We start from the raw sequence: 17,174 nt of genomic DNA on the forward strand, positions 1-17,174 counted from the left end.
TTATTACCCCTTTTTTATAACCTGAATCTGTCATTCAACACTTCTGAATTTGGGGGCACATTTACAGGTGACTGAGCATGTATAAATTGCATCACGACCCGAGAATTGAGGTGATAGCTGAGGGAGAACATGCGCGGCATGGTGTCGTAAGCAACAATCCAAGGTGATTCATAGCGCTCAATGACTTGAGCCAAGGGAGGAATTGCATAGCTCCCTTGTTTGTTCCACCAAGTATTGGCAGGCAAAATCATGGCGCAAGAACTGCCGCCCGCGATCAACAGGATAGCCAAAAGGCCATAGGCAATGAGCCGCCGATGAATGTAATGAATGTTTTGATCAATGTTCTGACCAATGTTCTGCTTGATGAACAAGAATTTGGATGAGTGATGAGCTTGCTGAGCAGGGTGATCGGGAATGGTATTTGGCAGCAACAGCGTTGACAAATAGCCCGTGATGGTCAGTTGTAAGCCCAAATAACAAGGTGCAAGGTAGCGAATAATGGCTGATCGAAATCCTCCTTGACTGAGGTCTAAAATCACCAATGCCAAGCCCTGCGATCCCATCATTGCCCACAACAACAACCGACTCAACAGCGGTTGACGATAAGCCAAGTTCCAAAAACTAATGGCCACCAAAATGGCAATACCCAAGACAATTCCCTGCGCCGCGATCGGGTTGCTCAAAATCTGTCCTGTTGGCTCCCAATCTGCAAATGGTCGGGCCAAATTCAGCCACCAGTTATAAAGCAATGTGCTGAGAGGAACGGCTTGGGCAGTAAATCCGTTAGTGCGGGAAATGGTGCTGAGGTTTTGGAGAGTGGCAATGATCCAAGGCAAAAATAAAACGCCAGCACTGAGGGTACTGATTCCAAAGAATTGCCATTGCCTGGACAGGGGCGCTGGGGGAGCCTTTGCTGGAGCAACTTGCTCGGTTATTGCGGATTGATTAGCCGCAGAAGGTGATCGAGTGAGAGTAGATTGATCAGCCGAAACAGACTGACTCGATCGCCGGAGCCAATAGGCCGCAACCAAGCAATATCCCCCAGCAATTAAGACCGAAAACAGATGGGTATAGAGCAACAGGGTGAGCGATAAACTCCACCCAACCCAAGCCCAAACGCCACCCGTTCTGAGTGCCCGCAAAAGCAGCCAACCGGTGAGAGCAATCATGGCAGCCCAAAGGCCATACTCCCGCATTTCTTGGGCATAAAGTAAGTGAAATGGCGACAGGGAAACCATGGCCGCCGCAATCCAGCCAGCCAATTGACTACCAAATAATTCCACAGCAATGCCGGCCGATGCTGGGATGAGCAATAGGCTGCAAAGGGCTGCAAAAGCGCGTTTCGTGCCTAATTCACTGCCTAAAATTTGTTCCCAAATCCTGGCGAATATATAGAAAAAAGGGGGGTGTTGGGGGTCATCTTCCGCAAGCGATCGAATGGTGTCATTCATTGATCGCTGCTCATGGGGTTGCTGATAGGTGGCTTGCAGTTCAGCCACGGTGCGGGGGCGCTCATCCAGTAGTTCCCGGTTGACTTCCGCGAGGGTGTAGCCCGCAATCCGAAAGGAGGTGAATACTTCATCGCCCCAATACACTTTGGTTTCGAGATGGCTAAATCGGAGAACAACCCCCACACCAACCAGCATGGCCAGAATCCACGTGAGCCAACGATTACCCCAAGGTTGTTTGCTTTGGGTCACGATCGTTTCTTGTGTCATTGATTTTGAATTTTCGTTAAGCAAAAACCACAAACAGGCGATCGCCCGATGAAATTTCAGGGAGATCTCCATTGCTTTTTAAGCTGACTTGTGATGCCTTTACTTGTGAATAGGTTGATTTGTGAATGAGTTGACTGATGAATCGCAGATATTCACCAAGGTATGGATAGAGATTGTCAAAATGATTTTTGACTGTGGAGGCTGTGTTTTACCGTCGGTAGCCTTGCATCTTATAACTTTCGGTTACCCATCGAATTATTTTTTGGAGCTTGTCATGGATTTCGAGGATCGATTATTCTAGATAATCAATTAGAAAATAAAAGCTAATTGGTCTAAGTGTTGGGTTAAAAAAAGCACCCAAAAGACAAACGAGTTTACGGAGTTGTATCGAAAGTCCCAAGCAAGCGTAAACAAGGCAAATCCGGTAACAACGGGCACAATAATTCAAAAATCAATCCCAAAATCAATCCCAAAATTAATTCAAAAATTAATCTCAAAGTTTTAGTGTTGATATCAGTATGGGTAATAGCGCTTGAAATTTAGGGAAGACAAGGGGTTGAAGCCCCTTGCCTCAATGGGGTTCTCCCGCAGGGTTGAGGATTTGAGCGATCGGGATCGATCGCCCCCAGACAAGTGCGCTGATCGGGGCTAAACTTCCCCGCCGGTTGAGTGGCTAGGCGGATTTTCGATCGAAAACGCTTGGCCGTTGCCCTAGCGACCCGGTTGCATACCCACATGTTCGATCGCCCGCACGATCGCCCGCCGTTGCAAATCGTCATAGCCCCACCGTTCCAGGAAGTCAGCGAAGGGCCCGGTTTGCTCGGTGGCTGCGGTTCGGAGTTGGTGCAGCAGCTCTGTGATGGAAGGGCTGGCGGCTTTTGCCAGGAGGATCGGATGGGCGGCGAAATACTGATCCAGTTGCTGAAGCAGGTTGCCCGATCGGCGGCTGGTGCGGCGAGATTGGTCAGCCATGGCCCCATCGCCCGCTCGCTCGTGAATCACCACCATGGCCGCCGCCATGGCCAGGTTTTTCACCAAAAGTTCCAACACTTGGTCTGGCGATTGAGCGAGGGTGACCACAAGGGCTTCCGGCGCAGGATCCACAATCGATCGCTCATCGGTCAAATAGACCACAAAAAAACCACGGGCCCCGGCCACATTGGCCACTAACTGAGCGGCCGCCGTTGCGAATTCTGTTGTTGTCCAGGATCCAGTAGCCCAGCGATCGAGCCATTCTTGCGTTAGCTCGATCGCCGCTTCAAAGGTTATCGGTTCCGGCAAGGTCATCGATGTTTGCATAGGATCCCATTTCAATTCATTGAGCCAATCCAGCAGACTAATTCTGAAAACCGATTAAAAGGGTAATCTTAATTACTCTGAGCGTGATTAAAACCAATCAAAAGCGGTTGGCTGAAAATAATCGGCAATAATTATAGCTTGAATTTTACTGAGTTGACTGGCTTGGTTTTCATTTAATTTCTATTCAATGAATGGTTAAGCCCGCATTAAGTGTTTTGACCCATGCGATCATGAACTGATCGATATTTAATGGTTTTTGCTGAATTAATTAATGATTTTCTAAATATTTTTGACAATTTTGATGATAGATAACCGAAAATCTAATCTGAATCTTAAGTTTTGCCGAAAATCAATCCAAAATCAAAATTCAACTCGCTCCAGTAATTTTTGTGTTGAATTCCTTCTTGGGAATTGCTTTAAATCTTGTGCCAAACCTTTAAAAAATTACTCATCGATTTCATTGTCTTATGCTGGCTTAGGAACTGAAACGGCGATTGACAAGCAAAGGCGAATTATGAATGATGAACTATGCTTTCGTCCTTGTTTCTGCCCTTGCCATCGCTGCCCATGTTTTTGTTTTTATCGAAGCTGTTGCCACTGTTTTTTTATCCCCTGGGGCTAAGTTGCGCTCTGATGGTGGCGGCGTTGGTGTTGCTGTCAATGCGGCGCGGGCGTTGGGCTGCTTGGGCGGTGGCCTTGGCGCTGGTGATTTTGTGGACGGCGGCGAATGGGTGGGTGGCGGTGGCCCTGACCCGATCGCTGGAGTCGCGGGCCCTGGTGCTTCAGCAACAAACGGGCGGCTCCGGTGACCTGCCCCGGGCCGATGCGATCGTGGTTTTGGGTGGGGGCATTAAGTCCACGGAGCCACCTCGCCCTTGGATTGATCTGGCTGATGAGGGCGATCGCACCCTCTATGCGGTGAAGCTCTATCGCGATCGCAAGGCTTCGAAGCTGATTTTTAGTGGCGGTCGAATTGCTTGGCGGGGCGGGGGCGGTCAACCGGAGTCGGCGGCCATGGCGGAGTTGGCGGGAGTAATGGGAGTTCCGAGCGAGGACATGTTGCAGGATCCCAACTCCTTGAACACGCGCCAAAATGCCGAAGAGGTGAAGAAGATTTTGGAGCGGGAACGGTTGCGGCGGGTGTTGTTGGTGACTTCAGCGATGCATATGCCGCGCTCGATCGCCATTTTTCGCAAGCTGGGAATTGAGGCGATCGCGGCTCCCACGGATTTTCTTTTTAGTGATCAAGATGAGCGTGAGCGGCGCAGTTCTCCAGAGGGAATTGCGTTGAATTTCTTGCCCGATGCGGATAATTTGCGGGCCACCACTCGGGCCATTAAAGAATATGTGGGGATGGTGGCTTACTGGTTGCGGGGCTGGATTTAGGGCCGCTGGGATCGATCGGCCCGTGCCCCATAGGCATGTTAAGAATCGTCAAGTACACTCATAGGGATCTGAGTTGCTGAAGCAACGGGGCGCTTGGCCCGGTTGTCGCTTCCCCAGGCCGCAAGCAACTGGGGGAAAATAAGTAAATATACGGATTCAACAAACGGAAAGTCTTACCGTCCCATGGATAACTGGATCTCCCTGTCCGATCGCGAACTGCAAATTGTTGAATTAGTGGCTGCTGGTTTAACCAACCAAGATATTGCGGAGCAGTTAGAGATCAGCAAGCGAACGGTTGATAACCACATCAGTAATATCTTGACCAAAACCAGAACCGAAAATCGGGTGGCTTTGGTGCGTTGGGCGTTGCAGTGGGGCAAGGTTTGCCTAGATCAGGTCAATTGCTGCACATTGCCCAACGTGCCGCCCGTGGAAGTGGAAAACGATCGCGCAACGGCTTCCTAGGAACAGCCGACGATGACTCTTCAGATTCATGCCAGTTCATTTCAGCTCGCCCTAGGTCATCCCAGATTGACGTAGGGCCGCGCTGAACTGCGAAACACAGGCCATCATTCGTCAGGAGATTGCGAAATTAATGGTTTTAGCAACAGAGCAAGCTCAGACGAGTCGCGATCCTCAATGGTTGCCGGCCGTGCAGCGACCGGCGATCGAATTTCCGCTCACGCCCTTGACGGTGACCGCTGGGGCAATTCCCAAAAATTTGCAAGGCACGCTTTACCGCAACGGGCCGGGCCGGATAGTGCGATCGGGACAGCCCACGGGCCATTGGTTTGATGGAGATGGGGCGGTGTTGGCGGTGCATTTTGGTCGATCGCCCGATCAACCCCAAGGCCCACCCCAGGCCCGAGCCACCTATCGGATGGTACAAACGGCGGCCTACGAACAGGAAGAAGCGGCCGATCGATGGTTGTTTGCCAATTACGGGCAACTGGCTCCAAAACCTTGGTGGCAACGGGTGGGGCGCGATCTCAAAAATGCCGCCAACACTTCCGTTCTGCCCTGGGGCGATCGGCTCCTGGCCCTGTGGGAAGGGGGTTGGCCCCATGCGTTGGATTTAGACAACTTGACCACGATTGGCCCCGATTCCTTGGATGGGGTGCTGAAGCCGGGTCAGGCCTTCTCTGCTCACCCCAAGGTGGATCCAGCCACGGGCGAAATCTATAACTTTGGAGTGTTGCCGGGCCCCCGTCCCAAGCTGAACTTGCTGCGGTTCGATCGCGCCGGTCGCCTCCTGGCCCAACGCCAACTGCCCCTGCGATCCCTGCCCTTAATCCATGATTGCGTGTTAGCGGGGCCCTATCTGGTCTTTTGCATTCCGCCCTTGAGTTTGGAACTGTTGCCAGCGCTGTTGAACTTCAAATGTTTCAGTGACGCGATGAAGTGGCAGGGCGATCGGCCCACGCAAGTTTGGTTTGTCGATCGTGAAACCCTGACCCTCGCCGCCACCATTGAAGCGGAACCTTGGTTTCAGTGGCACTTTGGCAACGGTTGGCAGAATCCCGATCGCTCCGTCAGCCTGACCATGGCGCGTTACCCAAACTTTGCCACCAACCAACACCTGAAGGAAGCGGCCAGCGGCAAAATCAACACCCTTGCAACATCCCAATACGTGGAATTGCGGTTCGATCTCCAGCGGCGGCAATTGCTGGATCAACGGATTCTGTTCGATCGCCATTCGGACTTTCCGACCGTGGCCCCCAGCGAAGTTGGCTCCCCCAACCGCTACAGCTACTTTTCGGCCCATCGACCCGACCTCAATCGCCCCGCCGCTTTCAAACAGGAACAATTCGGCACGATCGCCCGCCACGATGCCCAAACCGATCGCATCACCTATGCCAGCCTAGAACCGGGGTGCTATCCTTCGGAGCCGTTGTTTGTGGCCGACCCGGCCGGCGACGGGCGATCGGGTTGGATCCTGAGCGTGGTCTATGATGGCAATCGGGATTGCAGCGACCTGCGCATCTGGCAGAGCGATCAGCTAGATGATGTCCCGATCGCCCGCTTAGCCTTCCCCCACCCGATTAACCTCGGATTCCATGGAGTTTGGCATCCCAAATCCACTTCCTAAGTTGCCTGAAGGCGGTGGCTGAAAGGAGCCACGTTCAGCCACCGCTTTCATGCTTGCTTTTGCTTTTTCACGCAATCGGCAGCCCCAAAAAACCTAATTCATCACAACTCTTGAACCATGGCTAAATACATTTTGTTTGGCAGCTATTGTGAAGATGCTCTCGAAAAACGCACCCCCTATCGACAGGCGCACCTAGACGGCTTAGCCAAACAAAAAGCAGAAGGCATTTTGATCACCCTAGGCCCCACCAAAGACAACAGCAAAGTATTTGGCATCTATGAAGCAGACAGCGAAGAAATCGTTCGTCAGCTCATCGAAGCCGATCCCTATTGGGAAAACGGTATTTGGACAGAATACGAAATCAAAGAATGGATTCAAGCCTTCTAAAAAAGATGCCTGAGAGGATATCTCAAAAGCCTAAACAGCTACCAAACGGGTTTTACCAAACAGGTTTTACCAACCATATTTCCCTGTTGCGATCGCTCCCTGGCCGACTGGCGATCGGGCTGGTGCGTCTTTACCAAGTCCTGTTATCGCCCCTGTTGGGCCCCAACTGTCGCTATTACCCCACCTGCTCCCACTACGCGATCGGGGCGATTCAGCGATTTGGCCTGGGGCGCGGGGGCTGGTTAGCCTTGGCCCGCATCCTGCGCTGCCATCCCTTCCAACCGGGAGGCTATGACCCCTTGCCGGAAACCTGGTCTTGGCGGGCGGCCCTGGGCCCCGGCGCGATCGACTCCGATGCAATGGCCGGCCGGCCCCATCCCCTTTGGGCCAAATATCAGCGATCGGGCAACCAGTCGATCGCCTCTGTGGCGATCGAAACCGAGGGCATTGAACCAATTAATTTAGCCAATTCGGAAGTGGCGAATTCAGAAACAATCCAGCCAAAAGATTGAAATCTAAAAGATTGATATCCAAAAAATTAAAAAACATAAACTAATTTTGAGCCTTGATGTTTTTAGCCGCATTAACCAATCCAATCTATTAAGATTCATTCATTGTCGTGGCCATCACAGTCAAATTTGCCAAGCGCTGCATTTTTCGCCCAAGCATAGACCTGATGGCTCACCATCTCTCCACCCATAGGAGCAACAGAAGATGAAAGTTCTAGTCGTTGATGACTACGCCACCATGCGCCGAATCATCAGGAATTTGCTGAGGCAGATTGGTTATGACGATATTGAAGAAGCGGGTGATGGTGTTAGCGCCCTTCAAAAGCTGCGGGAAAATAGGGTTGAGCTGATCATTGCAGATTGGAACATGGAGCCAATGACAGGGCTGCAACTGTTGAAAGAAGTGCGAGCTGACCGTAAACTAAGCGCCACACCTTTCATCATGGTGACAGCAGAATCCAAAACGGAGAATGTGATCGCTGCCAAGGAAGCCGGTGTTAACAACTACATTGTTAAGCCCTTCAATGCCGAGACGCTGAAGCAAAAAATTCAGGCTGTTTTGGGATACTAGTTTGCTCCCGGTCAACTCCTAACGGTTAGTCATTGGGATAATTCATCCGGCGATCGCCCGTGAAACTCAACCAAATCTGGGCGATCGGCTTTGGTTACCAGAACAACAGGGAATATGGTTGTTAAGGTCGTGATGCAGTGCAGCCTGCTTGGGTAAATTGCTGACGTTGATTGCGGCTCAGATTCAAGCGACTCGGATCGTCTAGTGGGTATGGACTATGCAGAGGCGTTTCTCCTCCTACATTTGGCTGACCATAATCAACGCTGGCAATTCCAAGGTAGTTGCCGCTACGGATGATAAAGCGGCGATCGCTTGCTTGAATATCCCCATTTGGCAGTACTGTGCCCGTCGCAAAATTGGCACTTCCATCTTCATTCCCTTCAATCAAGCAGACCTGATTGCGGTTTCTGGATGGGTAGATACTCAGAGTTTGTTCGTAGCCAATCCATAAGCCCAAAAAAGGCGCAGCTGCTGGATTTGCCCTTGTCCAAGCACTCACAAAAGCCTGTCGGCGCTGCCGTTCTTGGCTAGTACGAGAATCATCGATTAGGTGGCTCATTTCGCTAGATAACAGCGATCGAACCCGCTGGGACAGGTCGGCGCGAAGTTGTCGCAGTTCTTGTTCCGTAGGGTATCGTTCACTGGCTGTGGCGGTGAAGGCTGGCATCACCAGGAAGCTGAGACCTAACATCAATGCTGCTGGTTTGCAGCCTTTCAAGCCCTGAAGCCATGACATCAGAAATTCTCCTATAGGTCATCTATGATTGCGATGATGAAATTCTGAATCCTAGTTTGATTGTGGAGGTGTTTTCGCCTTCAACGGAGCGGTACGATCGGGGCGAAAAATTCCGCAAATATCGATCGCTCCCCATCCTCCAAGATTATCTGCTAATTAGCCCTGAGGAACCCGACATCAAGCACTATTGCCAAACTGATGCGGCGGCTCGGATATTTACCAGTTAAGCTAGGCGTTAACCTACACTTCACGGTTTACTTGAGTTTGGCCATGGTTGCGTCAATCTCGTCAGCTCCGAGCGTGCCGCCATCGCAGGGCGATCGCCTGTCTTTGGCTGATTATTGGCAGCAGGAAGCGATCGCCGAGCAACGGCATGAATATCACGATGGAATTCGAGTGGAAATGGCTGGCGGATCAGAGGCGCATAGCAAAATTGCGGTAAACCTGGTGGCGTTTCTGCACTTTGCGCTGCGGGATACGGATTGGCAGGTGTATAACAGCGATTTGCGAGTTTGGATTCCTGACGCTCGTTGCTGCACTTATACGGATGGGATGGTGGTGCGGGGGGAGCCAGAATTTCACGGCGATCGCGATGATGAAATTCTGAATCCTAGTTTGATTGTGGAGGTGTTGTCGCCTTCAACGGAGCGGTACGATCGGGGCGAAAAGTTCCGCAAATATCGATCGCTCCCCAGCTTTCAAGATTATTTGTTGGTTAGTGCTGAGGAACCCTACATCGAGCACTATTGCAAAACTGATGCGGTGGCTTGGACGTTCACCAGCTACGGGGAAATCGATGCGGCTCTCTGGTTAAGCAATCTGCAACTCTCGATTCCGCTATCTGAAATCTACCGACGGGTCAACTTCCCGATCGTGTAATATTCAGCCGAAGCAACGTTGATTCTCATCGTTCACATCGTTCCCGCGTTCTGCGTGGGAACGATATAAATTATGTTAGACTTTTGGTGAGTATTTTTCGGCAACTACAAACGGTAAACAAGCCGAGGGCTGTAAACTATGTCATTAAGACCTCCTGGCTATCATGATGACTATGAACACTGGAATAATAATTTTATTTCAACACCTACGTTTGATTTAAGCCCTATTGAAAAGCCTGATATGTCGCCTTTTCTAATTCATATGACAGGAAAAAAAGAGATTCTGTCTATTCTTCAAGGTAAAAGTATCAATGATCTAGATGATGTCGAAGAATCAGATTGGGGATTTTTAGAGTCTTGTATTCCTGAAAACAAGAGTGACTATAAAGCCAAGGTGGTTTGCTTTACTGAGTCACCAACATTTGCATTAGATTTCTTCAGACGACGAAAAAAAACGAGGTGGGTCAAAGATCAACGCTTTGGACTAGGCTTTTCCAAAGCCAGCTTAGTTCGGGCTGGAGTTCGACCAGTTATCTACTTGGATCAGCCTATGATTCAAAAAATAAATAAGATTTTTAATGATCTGGAGAGGCAAGAGCAGGAAAAGAATATAGATCAAGCTTCAGAAGAACTATTAGATCTTGTCAGAAAGTTTTACCCACTCGTCTTCCCAATACTAGAAAGCAATCGATTTCAAGGTTTTATGTGGGAACGAGAATGGAGAATGGTTTCTGAAACCGGTTTTTCATTTAAGCATAGTGACCTGAGAATCATTTGTTGCCCTGAAGAGGAACAAGGTGCTATTGAGGATATTCTTCAAGTTAATAAAGATCATATCCAATTTGTTCGCTCGTGGCAGGAATACAATGATGTCACTGATTTCTTAAATCGTCAATCCAAAATCTGGGAAGAGAAAAATAGCTCTATCAAATTCAAGAAGACAATTGGAGAGCCAGCCTCAGTCCAGCTTCAAAAACTCTTGGACGAGTACCAATCAACACTCAAAACACTGAAGGAACGCCAAGATTTCATTGCCAGTCTTCAAGAAGAGCATGAGATGCTCAAAGAGCAAATCTTTAAAATCAACCAAGGCATCCTTGATTGTCAAAGGCAGATTGAAGAAGAAAATCTACGAAAAAGAGATCAATCTCGAATCGCTTTAGACACTTTGCAAGGTGTACAAGACTCTCTTGATTGGGATATACCCTTCTAGCAGCTAAACTTGGCATAGTTGCTTCGCAAAGTATCGCATCGTTACTGCGCTCTGTGTGGGAATGCAGCCCAGACGCTCTGCGTCTCATTTCGATCTCCAGTCTTGAAGGGATGTAGAGCATCCCTCGTGCATTCCCACGCAAAGCCTGGGAACGCTATGAAGCCTACTGGCTTAGTTCATTAATTCGCACAGTTCCTTTGGCGTTACGAATTTGATTTGGTATTCAGATTCTAGCCAAAGCTTATTTTCTGGAGAAAAGACAGACGGACTACCAGCACTTTTTCCCTGATCTAGAGTACAGAAAAAGTAATTTCCAAATGCGACGTGTGCTGCCACAGAATCTCCATCAGCCCATTCAGCTACTGCTCTTTTAACATCTGCACTTGGAGCATTATCTAATCCTTCAGGCCATATCTGACCTTGTGCCATATACTCTTCCCCTAATTTCTGAACTATAGACATACCAACCCCACGAGTTTCTAACTCTTTTGCAACCATTGCAAAAGTCGTCATCCATTGATCAATAGAAGAAGAGTCCGGTATGACATACAAGCTGTCCTTGATGTCTGGATTTACAAATCTTCCGAATCGAGGACATGGCATAATCTGAAGTCCAAGCTTTTCAGCATCTTCTAGATGCTTGTTGAGATAGTCAGAATTTCCAGGATGTAATGATGGATCAGAAGCAAGCTGAATGGTCATCCTAATAGATCCATCCGCTTCAAACGCCTCTTGAACTATCACGTTGAACCTGGCTGAACTCAATGTCTTCGATCTTTTATCTCGTTCAATCGCCTCCAGGGTAAAAATTGTCTCTGAGAGTCGTCCCCTCAATTGACCATTCTGCAAGAAGTGATGAATTTTTTCATAGAAAACCCGATCTGGATCGCGGGGAAATGCTTTTGGGGATACCACTTTTCTCCATACATTGGAATCAAATGTAACAAGCATTTTCTGGTCAGCTTTCATTTCTGTAATTGAGCTGGCATACGAAATTCAATGCGCTTGCCTACATTTCAGTGACAAGTCCAAGAGCATGATGCGACTCGTCATTACAGCTCGCGATCGTCACAAACCCGATTCATCGTGCTCGCCAAATTCGCCCGCAGCGCCGAGTAGCTGATTGCATTCATCGTCCCACCCCCGATCGCCCCGCCAAGAAAACCTCACAAACCATTATACCGATCCTGAATTTCAGCCACCCCGCCAGCCCGGCCGTCAGCCGGTAGAATCTTAGGGACTGCAACCCTTTGATGACGCAAGCGACACCGCCGTGACTGCCGACAAAACTGCCAAGGCCGAAAGCCAATATAAGGACACCGTTAACCTGCCCCAGACCGCCTTCGACATGCGGGCCAACGCCAGCAAGCGCGAACCGGAAATTCAGGCCTTCTGGGCAGAAGCCAACATTTACGAAACCTTGGCAGCAGGCAACCCCGGCGAAACCTTCACCCTGCACGACGGCCCACCCTACGCCAACGGGTCGTTGCACATGGGCCACGCCCTCAACAAAACCCTGAAGGACATCATCAACCGCTACCAACTGCTGCGCGGCCGCAAGGGGCGCTACGTTCCCGGTTGGGACTGCCACGGCCTGCCGATCGAACTGAAAGTGCTGCAATCCCTGGGCAAAGACGAACGCGCCGGCCTCACCCCGATCGCCCTGCGCCAAAAAGCCAAAGCCTACGCCCTCGAACAGGTCGAGATCCAAAAAGCCCAATTCATGCGCCTGGGCGTGTGGGGCGACTGGGAAAATCCCTACCTGACCCTGAAGCCGGAATACGAGGCGGCGCAACTGGAAGTCTTTGGCGAAATGTTCACCAAGGGCTATATCTATCGCGGTCTGAAACCGGTGCATTGGAGTCCCAGTTCCCAAACAGCCTTGGCGGAAGCGGAGTTGGAATATCCCGAGGGGCACATTTCCCAATCGATCTACGCGGCGTTTCGGGTGACGGAACTGAGCGCGGCGGCTCAATCGGTGCTGGGCGAGTTTGCGGCGGACTTGGGCGTGGCGATTTGGACCACGACCCCCTGGACGATCCCCGGTAACTTGGGCGTGGCCGTGAATGGGGCTTTGGATTACGCGGTGGTGGATACGGCCGGGGAACTGGCGGGCCTGCCGCGCTATCTGGTGGTGGCCAAGGATTTGGCGGAGTCGCTGGCAACCATCTTGGGGGTAGCCCTGACGGTGCGAGCCACGTTCAAGGGTGCGCTGTTGGAGCATTGCCAATACAAGCATCCGCTGTTCGATCGCACCTCGCCCGTCGTGATCGGCGGTGAATACATCACCACGGAATCGGGGACAGGGCTGGTGCATACGGCTCCCGGCCATGGTCAAGAGGACTTCATCACCGGCCAAAAGTACGGGTTGGGGGTGCTGTCGCCCGTGGACGATCGGGGGAATTTCACTGAGGAAGCCGGCCCCTTCGCCGGGTTGAACGTGCTGAAGGATGCCAACGACGCGGTGATCGCCGCCCTGACCGAGGCGGGATCACTGCTGAAGCGAGAACCCTACGCTCACAAATATCCCTACGATTGGCGGACGAAAAAGCCGACGATCTTCCGAGCGACGGAGCAGTGGTTCGCCTCGGTGGATGGCTTCCGGGAGGCGGCCATGGCGGCGATCGGGGAGGTGCGTTGGATTCCGGCCACGGGCCAAAACCGGATTGAGTCGATGGTGGGCGAGCGATCGGACTGGTGCATTTCCCGCCAGCGCAGTTGGGGCGTGCCGATTCCGGCGTTCTTCGACGCGGAAACCGGCGAGGTGCTGATGAACGCCGAGACGATCGCCCATGTGCGCGACATTTTCCGCGATCGCGGCTCCGATGCCTGGTGGGAACTGTCCGTGGCGGAACTGTTGCCGGAACCCTACCGCAGTAACGGCCGCACCTACACCAAGGGCACGGACACGATGGATGTGTGGTTCGACTCCGGCTCCTCCTGGGCGGCGGTGGCCAAACAGCGTGGCCTGGGCTACCCCGTCGATCTCTACCTGGAAGGCTCCGACCAACACCGGGGCTGGTTCCAATCGAGCTTGCTCACTAGCGTCGCCAACTCCGGCCATGCGCCCTATAAAACGGTGTTGACCCACGGGTTTACGCTCGATGAACAGGGCCGCAAAATGAGCAAATCCCTGGGCAACATCATCGACCCGCTGGAAATCATCAACGGCGGCAAGGATCAAAAACAAAACCCGCCCTACGGTGCGGATGTGCTGCGGTTGTGGGTGTCGTCGGTGGACTATTCCTCTGATGTGCCGATCGGGAAAACAATCCTGAAACAGATGGCCGATGTGTACCGCAAGATCCGAAATACGGCGCGGTTCCTGTTAGGCAATCTGCACGATTTTGACCCGGCAACGGATGCGGTTCCCTACGATCAACTGCCGGAACTCGATCGCTATTTGCTGCATCGAATCTCGGAAGTCTTTGGCGAAATTACGGAAGCCTTCGACAGTTTCCAATTCTTCAAGTTCTTCCAAACGGTGCAGAATTTCTGCGTGGTCGATCTGTCGAATTTCTATCTAGATATCGCCAAAGATCGACTTTACATCAGCGCGCCGGCCGCCTTCCGTCGCCGCAGTTGCCAAACGGTCTTGGCGATCGCCCTGGAAAACCTGGCCAAGGCGATCGCCCCGGTGCTCTGCCACATGGCCGAAGACATCTGGCAAGCGATTCCCTACACCAAATCCCATCAATCGGTATTCCAAGCCGGTTGGACGGCGATCGATCCCGCCTGGTCGCAACCCACCCTCGCGGAAAAGTGGCAGAACCTGCGCCAAATTCGCATGGAAACCAACAAGGTCTTGGAAGCGGCCCGCAAGGATGGGGCGATCGGGGCCAGCCTGGAAGCGAAGTTGCTGCTCTATGTGGCCGATGATTCCCTGCGCGATCAACTGTCGAAATTCAACCCGGTTTCTTCCCTGGGCGATGACACCAACGGAGTCGATGAATTGCGTTATTTGTTCATCACGTCCCAGGTGGAATTGCTGGATGGAGTCGATCGGCTCCAGGGCTTGAAATACAGCTTTGAATCGGAGCCGCTGGGCGTGGGCGTGGTGGATGCCGAGGGGCACAAGTGCGATCGTTGCTGGAACTATTCGCCTTCGGTCAGCACGATTGAGGAACATCCCTTGGTGTGCGATCGCTGCGTTTCGGCCTTGGCGGGCACTTTTTAAAGCTGGCGCAATTGCGGGCGCACATCGGTGCGCCCCTACCTGGAATATGCTGAATGATTCTGCTCTGCTAATCATCTCGGCCAGACTTTATGAATGATTTGAAAATAGATGACTTGCGATCGCTCTCCTTGGGCGATCGGGCAGCGTTAATTGATTCTTATGCCAAGTCAATAACAGTTCCTCCACAAATCAAGCCGAGTTTGCAAACGACCTATCAGCGAGCAACTGCCATCAAGCCGCTATTGCTGGACTATTGCCGCGAACAAATTACAGCCGATCGGCAAAGCAACTCTGTACTCGATCGCCAAAACCAATCAGAGGCGATCGCCCAAAAATGTCATGCATTTGCCCAGCAATTTATTGACTCAATCCCGTCCCTAGTGCGATCGCCTCGCCAAGCGGCTGAAAATCCCAAAAATCTCTATGAACTCTGTGGTGCAACACTCTTTACTGCTAGTAATGCAATTTCTCGCAGTTTAAGCACCAAAATGGGTCAACTATGGGAAGATTTGGCTAAAATCAGTCCTTATACCATCAGTCCAGAAAAAGACTTTGGGATCAAAATTACAGGAATAGACATCATTATTTTTGAGGTGGGCCAAACCAACCCGATCTTCACGCAACTCAAAACGACACCTGGCACATTAACCGGTAGCCAAAAGCCCAGATCCCAGGAAGAGTTAGCTATTCATGAGTTTTCTCTATTTGCTGCTGCGTTTTGTTTAGGGACTTGGAACTTTTCTAGTCCCACAATTCCTCGGGCTTGTGGTCAAAAATTCTGGTCGAAGATTGGGATTGAGTATGAACTAGTTGAGGACAGCATAAAAACCATGATTTTGGATATTGAGGCGGCCTATCTTGCTTTTCAGAATGGGCAATAGATTAAAAGATATCTAGGCAAAGTTGCTGTGATTGATCAGGATGATGTTCCGACTCTTCTGAGTTGCCAACCACGTCGGCCCACCAGCTCACGTCATCGGTTTTAGAGTAACGAGAATAGGGAAAGTCAGGATATTTGGTTTCTGTTTGACCGTTGAGATAGTCAAGCAACATTTGACCGATCGCCTTCCCTAGCGAACAGGGAACTGCATTACCAATTTGGCGATAGCGATCGAGTAATTTACCCGCAATCACCCAATCATCTGGCAATTCTTGTAAGCGTTTATATTCCTGAATACTTAAGGGGCGATCTTCCTCAGGATGCGCCAAGTCGGTCGCTGGCATCGCTGGATGGGTGACGATCGTGGGCGATGGTTTATCCCAGGCTAGACGGCGATAAAAACCTGTTTTTCCGCCCACAGCTTGATAGGAACCGCCAAGGGCTTCCGCGTGTAGTTCTGGTGGCAAATCTCGCCAATATTGTCCGGCTTTTAACAGGCGATAATATTTCAAGCGCTTTTCAGGGAATTTTACAAATTCATGACCTTCGGCAGGTAAGCCCGCTAAGGCATCCTGTAGCGTGCGCCAGCGCGGCAAATTATAAAGCCCTGTTTCAGAATGGGTTGGTGTTAAATAGGGCAATTTCTGCCCATCACGACTGCAAGCAATTACCACCCGCTCTCGTTGTTGAGGAGAGCCAAAATTAGCAGCATTGTATAGATTGAATGAAACACTATAGCCAGCAGATTTAATTTTTTGAATGATGTGCACTAGGGCACTACCGCGTTTTTCCTCTGGATTCAGGGGTGGTGCATGTTTGCCGCGCAGGTGCATGGGGCGGTGTTGAAGCGTGGCTGATAGCAATCCTCGGACGTTTTCCAGGACAAAAAAACGAGGATTTAATTCAATTACCAAATCAATAAATAATAAAAAAACATTGCCGCGATCATCATTAAAGCTCTGCCGTTTGCCAGCACTGCTGAAAGCTTGGCAAGGTGGCCCACCAACGACTAAATCAAGATCCTGATTAGCTCTTAGCTTGGCTAGGGATCGAATTTCGGGGGCTGTGTAATCTCTCACGTCGCCCAATAGGGGTAGGTAGGGACGGTTCAGTTGAATAGTTTGTCGAGCGGCTGGATCAATTTCTGATGCGAGTAACACTTCAATGCCCGCTTTTTCGAGACCTAAATCAAGGCCCATACACCCTGAAAAAAAACTTAAGGCTTGAATCATATGAAAGCTATTAATTGATGGTGACAGTAAGGAATTTGGGCTAACAGCACCCGCTGATAATGACTAAGGATTGGGCATTGCCCTTGCAAGATCTCTGAC

General features: G+C 50.8%; 14 protein-coding genes and 2 pseudogenes. 11 read left to right on the plus strand and 5 right to left on the minus strand.

Annotation, left to right across the window (positions count from 1 at the left end; translation table 11 throughout):
* Positions 1-14: 14 nt before the first annotated feature.
* Together AMR42_RS15710 and AMR42_RS15720 are read right to left on the minus strand one after the other, a co-directional pair.
* A complete protein-coding gene (locus AMR42_RS15710; protein WP_158234512.1) occupies positions 15-1,718 on the minus strand; it encodes a glycosyltransferase family 39 protein in 1,704 nt (567 codons plus the stop codon).
* Positions 1,719-2,429: 711 nt separating this feature from the next.
* Positions 2,430-3,017 carry a hypothetical protein gene (locus AMR42_RS15720; protein WP_099534602.1) on the minus strand — a complete coding sequence of 196 codons (588 nt, stop codon included), beginning with the start codon at positions 3,015-3,017 and terminating at the stop codon, positions 2,430-2,432.
* A gap of 567 nt (positions 3,018-3,584) precedes the next feature.
* Here AMR42_RS15720 and AMR42_RS15725 point away from each other — a divergent pair.
* The 6 genes and pseudogenes from AMR42_RS15725 (at position 3,585) to AMR42_RS15750 (ending at position 7,959) form a co-directional block, all read left to right on the plus strand.
* Complete coding sequence (locus AMR42_RS15725; protein WP_099534628.1) at positions 3,585-4,403, plus strand: YdcF family protein; 819 nt, start codon at positions 3,585-3,587, stop codon at positions 4,401-4,403.
* Positions 4,404-4,586: 183 nt separating this feature from the next.
* Entirely contained in the window at positions 4,587-4,868 is a 282-nt protein-coding gene (locus AMR42_RS15730) for a LuxR C-terminal-related transcriptional regulator (RefSeq protein ID WP_099534603.1), read from the plus strand.
* Positions 4,869-4,998: 130 nt separating this feature from the next.
* Positions 4,999-6,492, plus strand: a complete 1,494-nt coding sequence (locus AMR42_RS15735) for a carotenoid oxygenase family protein (protein WP_099534604.1) — start codon at positions 4,999-5,001, stop codon at positions 6,490-6,492.
* A gap of 117 nt (positions 6,493-6,609) precedes the next feature.
* A complete protein-coding gene (locus tag AMR42_RS15740; RefSeq protein WP_099534605.1) occupies positions 6,610-6,879 on the plus strand; it encodes a YciI family protein in 270 nt (89 codons plus the stop codon).
* A 77-nt stretch (positions 6,880-6,956) separates the two neighbouring features.
* Positions 6,957-7,190: pseudogene (yidD, locus tag AMR42_RS21270) on the plus strand (membrane protein insertion efficiency factor YidD); the annotation flags it as partial.
* Positions 7,191-7,593: 403 nt separating this feature from the next.
* On the plus strand, positions 7,594-7,959 hold the full coding sequence (locus AMR42_RS15750; protein WP_099534607.1) for a chemotaxis response regulator CheY: 366 nt from the start codon (positions 7,594-7,596) through the stop codon (positions 7,957-7,959).
* A gap of 121 nt (positions 7,960-8,080) precedes the next feature.
* Here AMR42_RS15750 and AMR42_RS20035 read toward each other — a convergent pair whose 3' ends face one another.
* On the minus strand, positions 8,081-8,695 hold the full coding sequence (locus tag AMR42_RS20035) for a hypothetical protein (protein ID WP_143473136.1): 615 nt from the start codon (positions 8,693-8,695) through the stop codon (positions 8,081-8,083).
* Between the two features lie 35 nt (positions 8,696-8,730).
* On the opposite strand from AMR42_RS20035, the pseudogene AMR42_RS15760 reads away from it, so the two are divergent.
* From AMR42_RS15760 to AMR42_RS15770, 3 genes and pseudogenes are all read left to right on the plus strand, one after another.
* Positions 8,731-8,883: pseudogene (locus AMR42_RS15760) on the plus strand (Uma2 family endonuclease); the annotation flags it as partial.
* 82 nt (positions 8,884-8,965) lie between these two features.
* The gene (locus AMR42_RS15765) at positions 8,966-9,574 is read left to right on the plus strand and encodes a Uma2 family endonuclease (protein WP_099534629.1); all 609 of its coding nucleotides are present in this window, start codon (positions 8,966-8,968) and stop codon (positions 9,572-9,574) included.
* 138 nt (positions 9,575-9,712) lie between these two features.
* The gene (locus AMR42_RS15770; RefSeq protein ID WP_099534610.1) at positions 9,713-10,786 is read left to right on the plus strand and encodes an abortive infection system antitoxin AbiGi family protein; all 1,074 of its coding nucleotides are present in this window, start codon (positions 9,713-9,715) and stop codon (positions 10,784-10,786) included.
* Between the two features lie 171 nt (positions 10,787-10,957).
* Here AMR42_RS15770 and AMR42_RS15775 read toward each other — a convergent pair whose 3' ends face one another.
* Complete coding sequence (locus AMR42_RS15775; protein WP_099534611.1) at positions 10,958-11,755, minus strand: hypothetical protein; 798 nt, start codon at positions 11,753-11,755, stop codon at positions 10,958-10,960.
* Positions 11,756-12,134: 379 nt separating this feature from the next.
* On the opposite strand from AMR42_RS15775, the gene ileS reads away from it, so the two are divergent.
* A complete protein-coding gene (gene ileS, locus AMR42_RS15785) occupies positions 12,135-14,963 on the plus strand; it encodes an isoleucine--tRNA ligase (protein ID WP_234407046.1) in 2,829 nt (942 codons plus the stop codon).
* 89 nt (positions 14,964-15,052) lie between these two features.
* Positions 15,053-15,844 (plus strand): hypothetical protein, encoded by a 792-nt coding sequence (locus AMR42_RS15790; protein ID WP_099534613.1) that lies wholly within the window; start codon positions 15,053-15,055, stop codon positions 15,842-15,844.
* 1 nt (position 15,845) lies between these two features.
* Here AMR42_RS15790 and AMR42_RS15795 read toward each other — a convergent pair whose 3' ends face one another.
* Entirely contained in the window at positions 15,846-17,075 is a 1,230-nt protein-coding gene (locus tag AMR42_RS15795) for a DNA cytosine methyltransferase (protein ID WP_099534614.1), read from the minus strand.
* Between the last annotated feature and the right edge of the window lie 99 nt (positions 17,076-17,174).

Source organism: Limnothrix sp. PR1529 (assembly GCF_002742025.1).
Taxonomy (GTDB): domain Bacteria; phylum Cyanobacteriota; class Cyanobacteriia; order CACIAM-69d; family CACIAM-69d; genus CACIAM-69d.

Coding starts and splice junctions, on each gene's coding strand:
- AMR42_RS15710 (WP_158234512.1), bottom strand. CDS start 1,718: ATGACACAAGAAACGATCGTGACCCAAAGCAAACAACCTTGGGGTAAT.
- AMR42_RS15720 (WP_099534602.1), bottom strand. CDS start 3,017: ATGCAAACATCGATGACCTTGCCGGAACCGATAACCTTTGAAGCGGCG.
- AMR42_RS15725 (WP_099534628.1), top strand. CDS start 3,585: ATGTTTTTGTTTTTATCGAAGCTGTTGCCACTGTTTTTTTATCCCCTG.
- AMR42_RS15730 (WP_099534603.1), top strand. CDS start 4,587: ATGGATAACTGGATCTCCCTGTCCGATCGCGAACTGCAAATTGTTGAA.
- AMR42_RS15735 (WP_099534604.1), top strand. CDS start 4,999: ATGGTTTTAGCAACAGAGCAAGCTCAGACGAGTCGCGATCCTCAATGG.
- AMR42_RS15740 (WP_099534605.1), top strand. CDS start 6,610: ATGGCTAAATACATTTTGTTTGGCAGCTATTGTGAAGATGCTCTCGAA.
- AMR42_RS15750 (WP_099534607.1), top strand. CDS start 7,594: ATGAAAGTTCTAGTCGTTGATGACTACGCCACCATGCGCCGAATCATC.
- AMR42_RS20035 (WP_143473136.1), bottom strand. CDS start 8,695: ATGTCATGGCTTCAGGGCTTGAAAGGCTGCAAACCAGCAGCATTGATG.
- AMR42_RS15765 (WP_099534629.1), top strand. CDS start 8,966: ATGGTTGCGTCAATCTCGTCAGCTCCGAGCGTGCCGCCATCGCAGGGC.
- AMR42_RS15770 (WP_099534610.1), top strand. CDS start 9,713: ATGTCATTAAGACCTCCTGGCTATCATGATGACTATGAACACTGGAAT.
- AMR42_RS15775 (WP_099534611.1), bottom strand. CDS start 11,755: ATGAAAGCTGACCAGAAAATGCTTGTTACATTTGATTCCAATGTATGG.
- ileS (WP_234407046.1), top strand. CDS start 12,135: ATGCGGGCCAACGCCAGCAAGCGCGAACCGGAAATTCAGGCCTTCTGG.
- AMR42_RS15790 (WP_099534613.1), top strand. CDS start 15,053: ATGAATGATTTGAAAATAGATGACTTGCGATCGCTCTCCTTGGGCGAT.
- AMR42_RS15795 (WP_099534614.1), bottom strand. CDS start 17,075: ATGATTCAAGCCTTAAGTTTTTTTTCAGGGTGTATGGGCCTTGATTTA.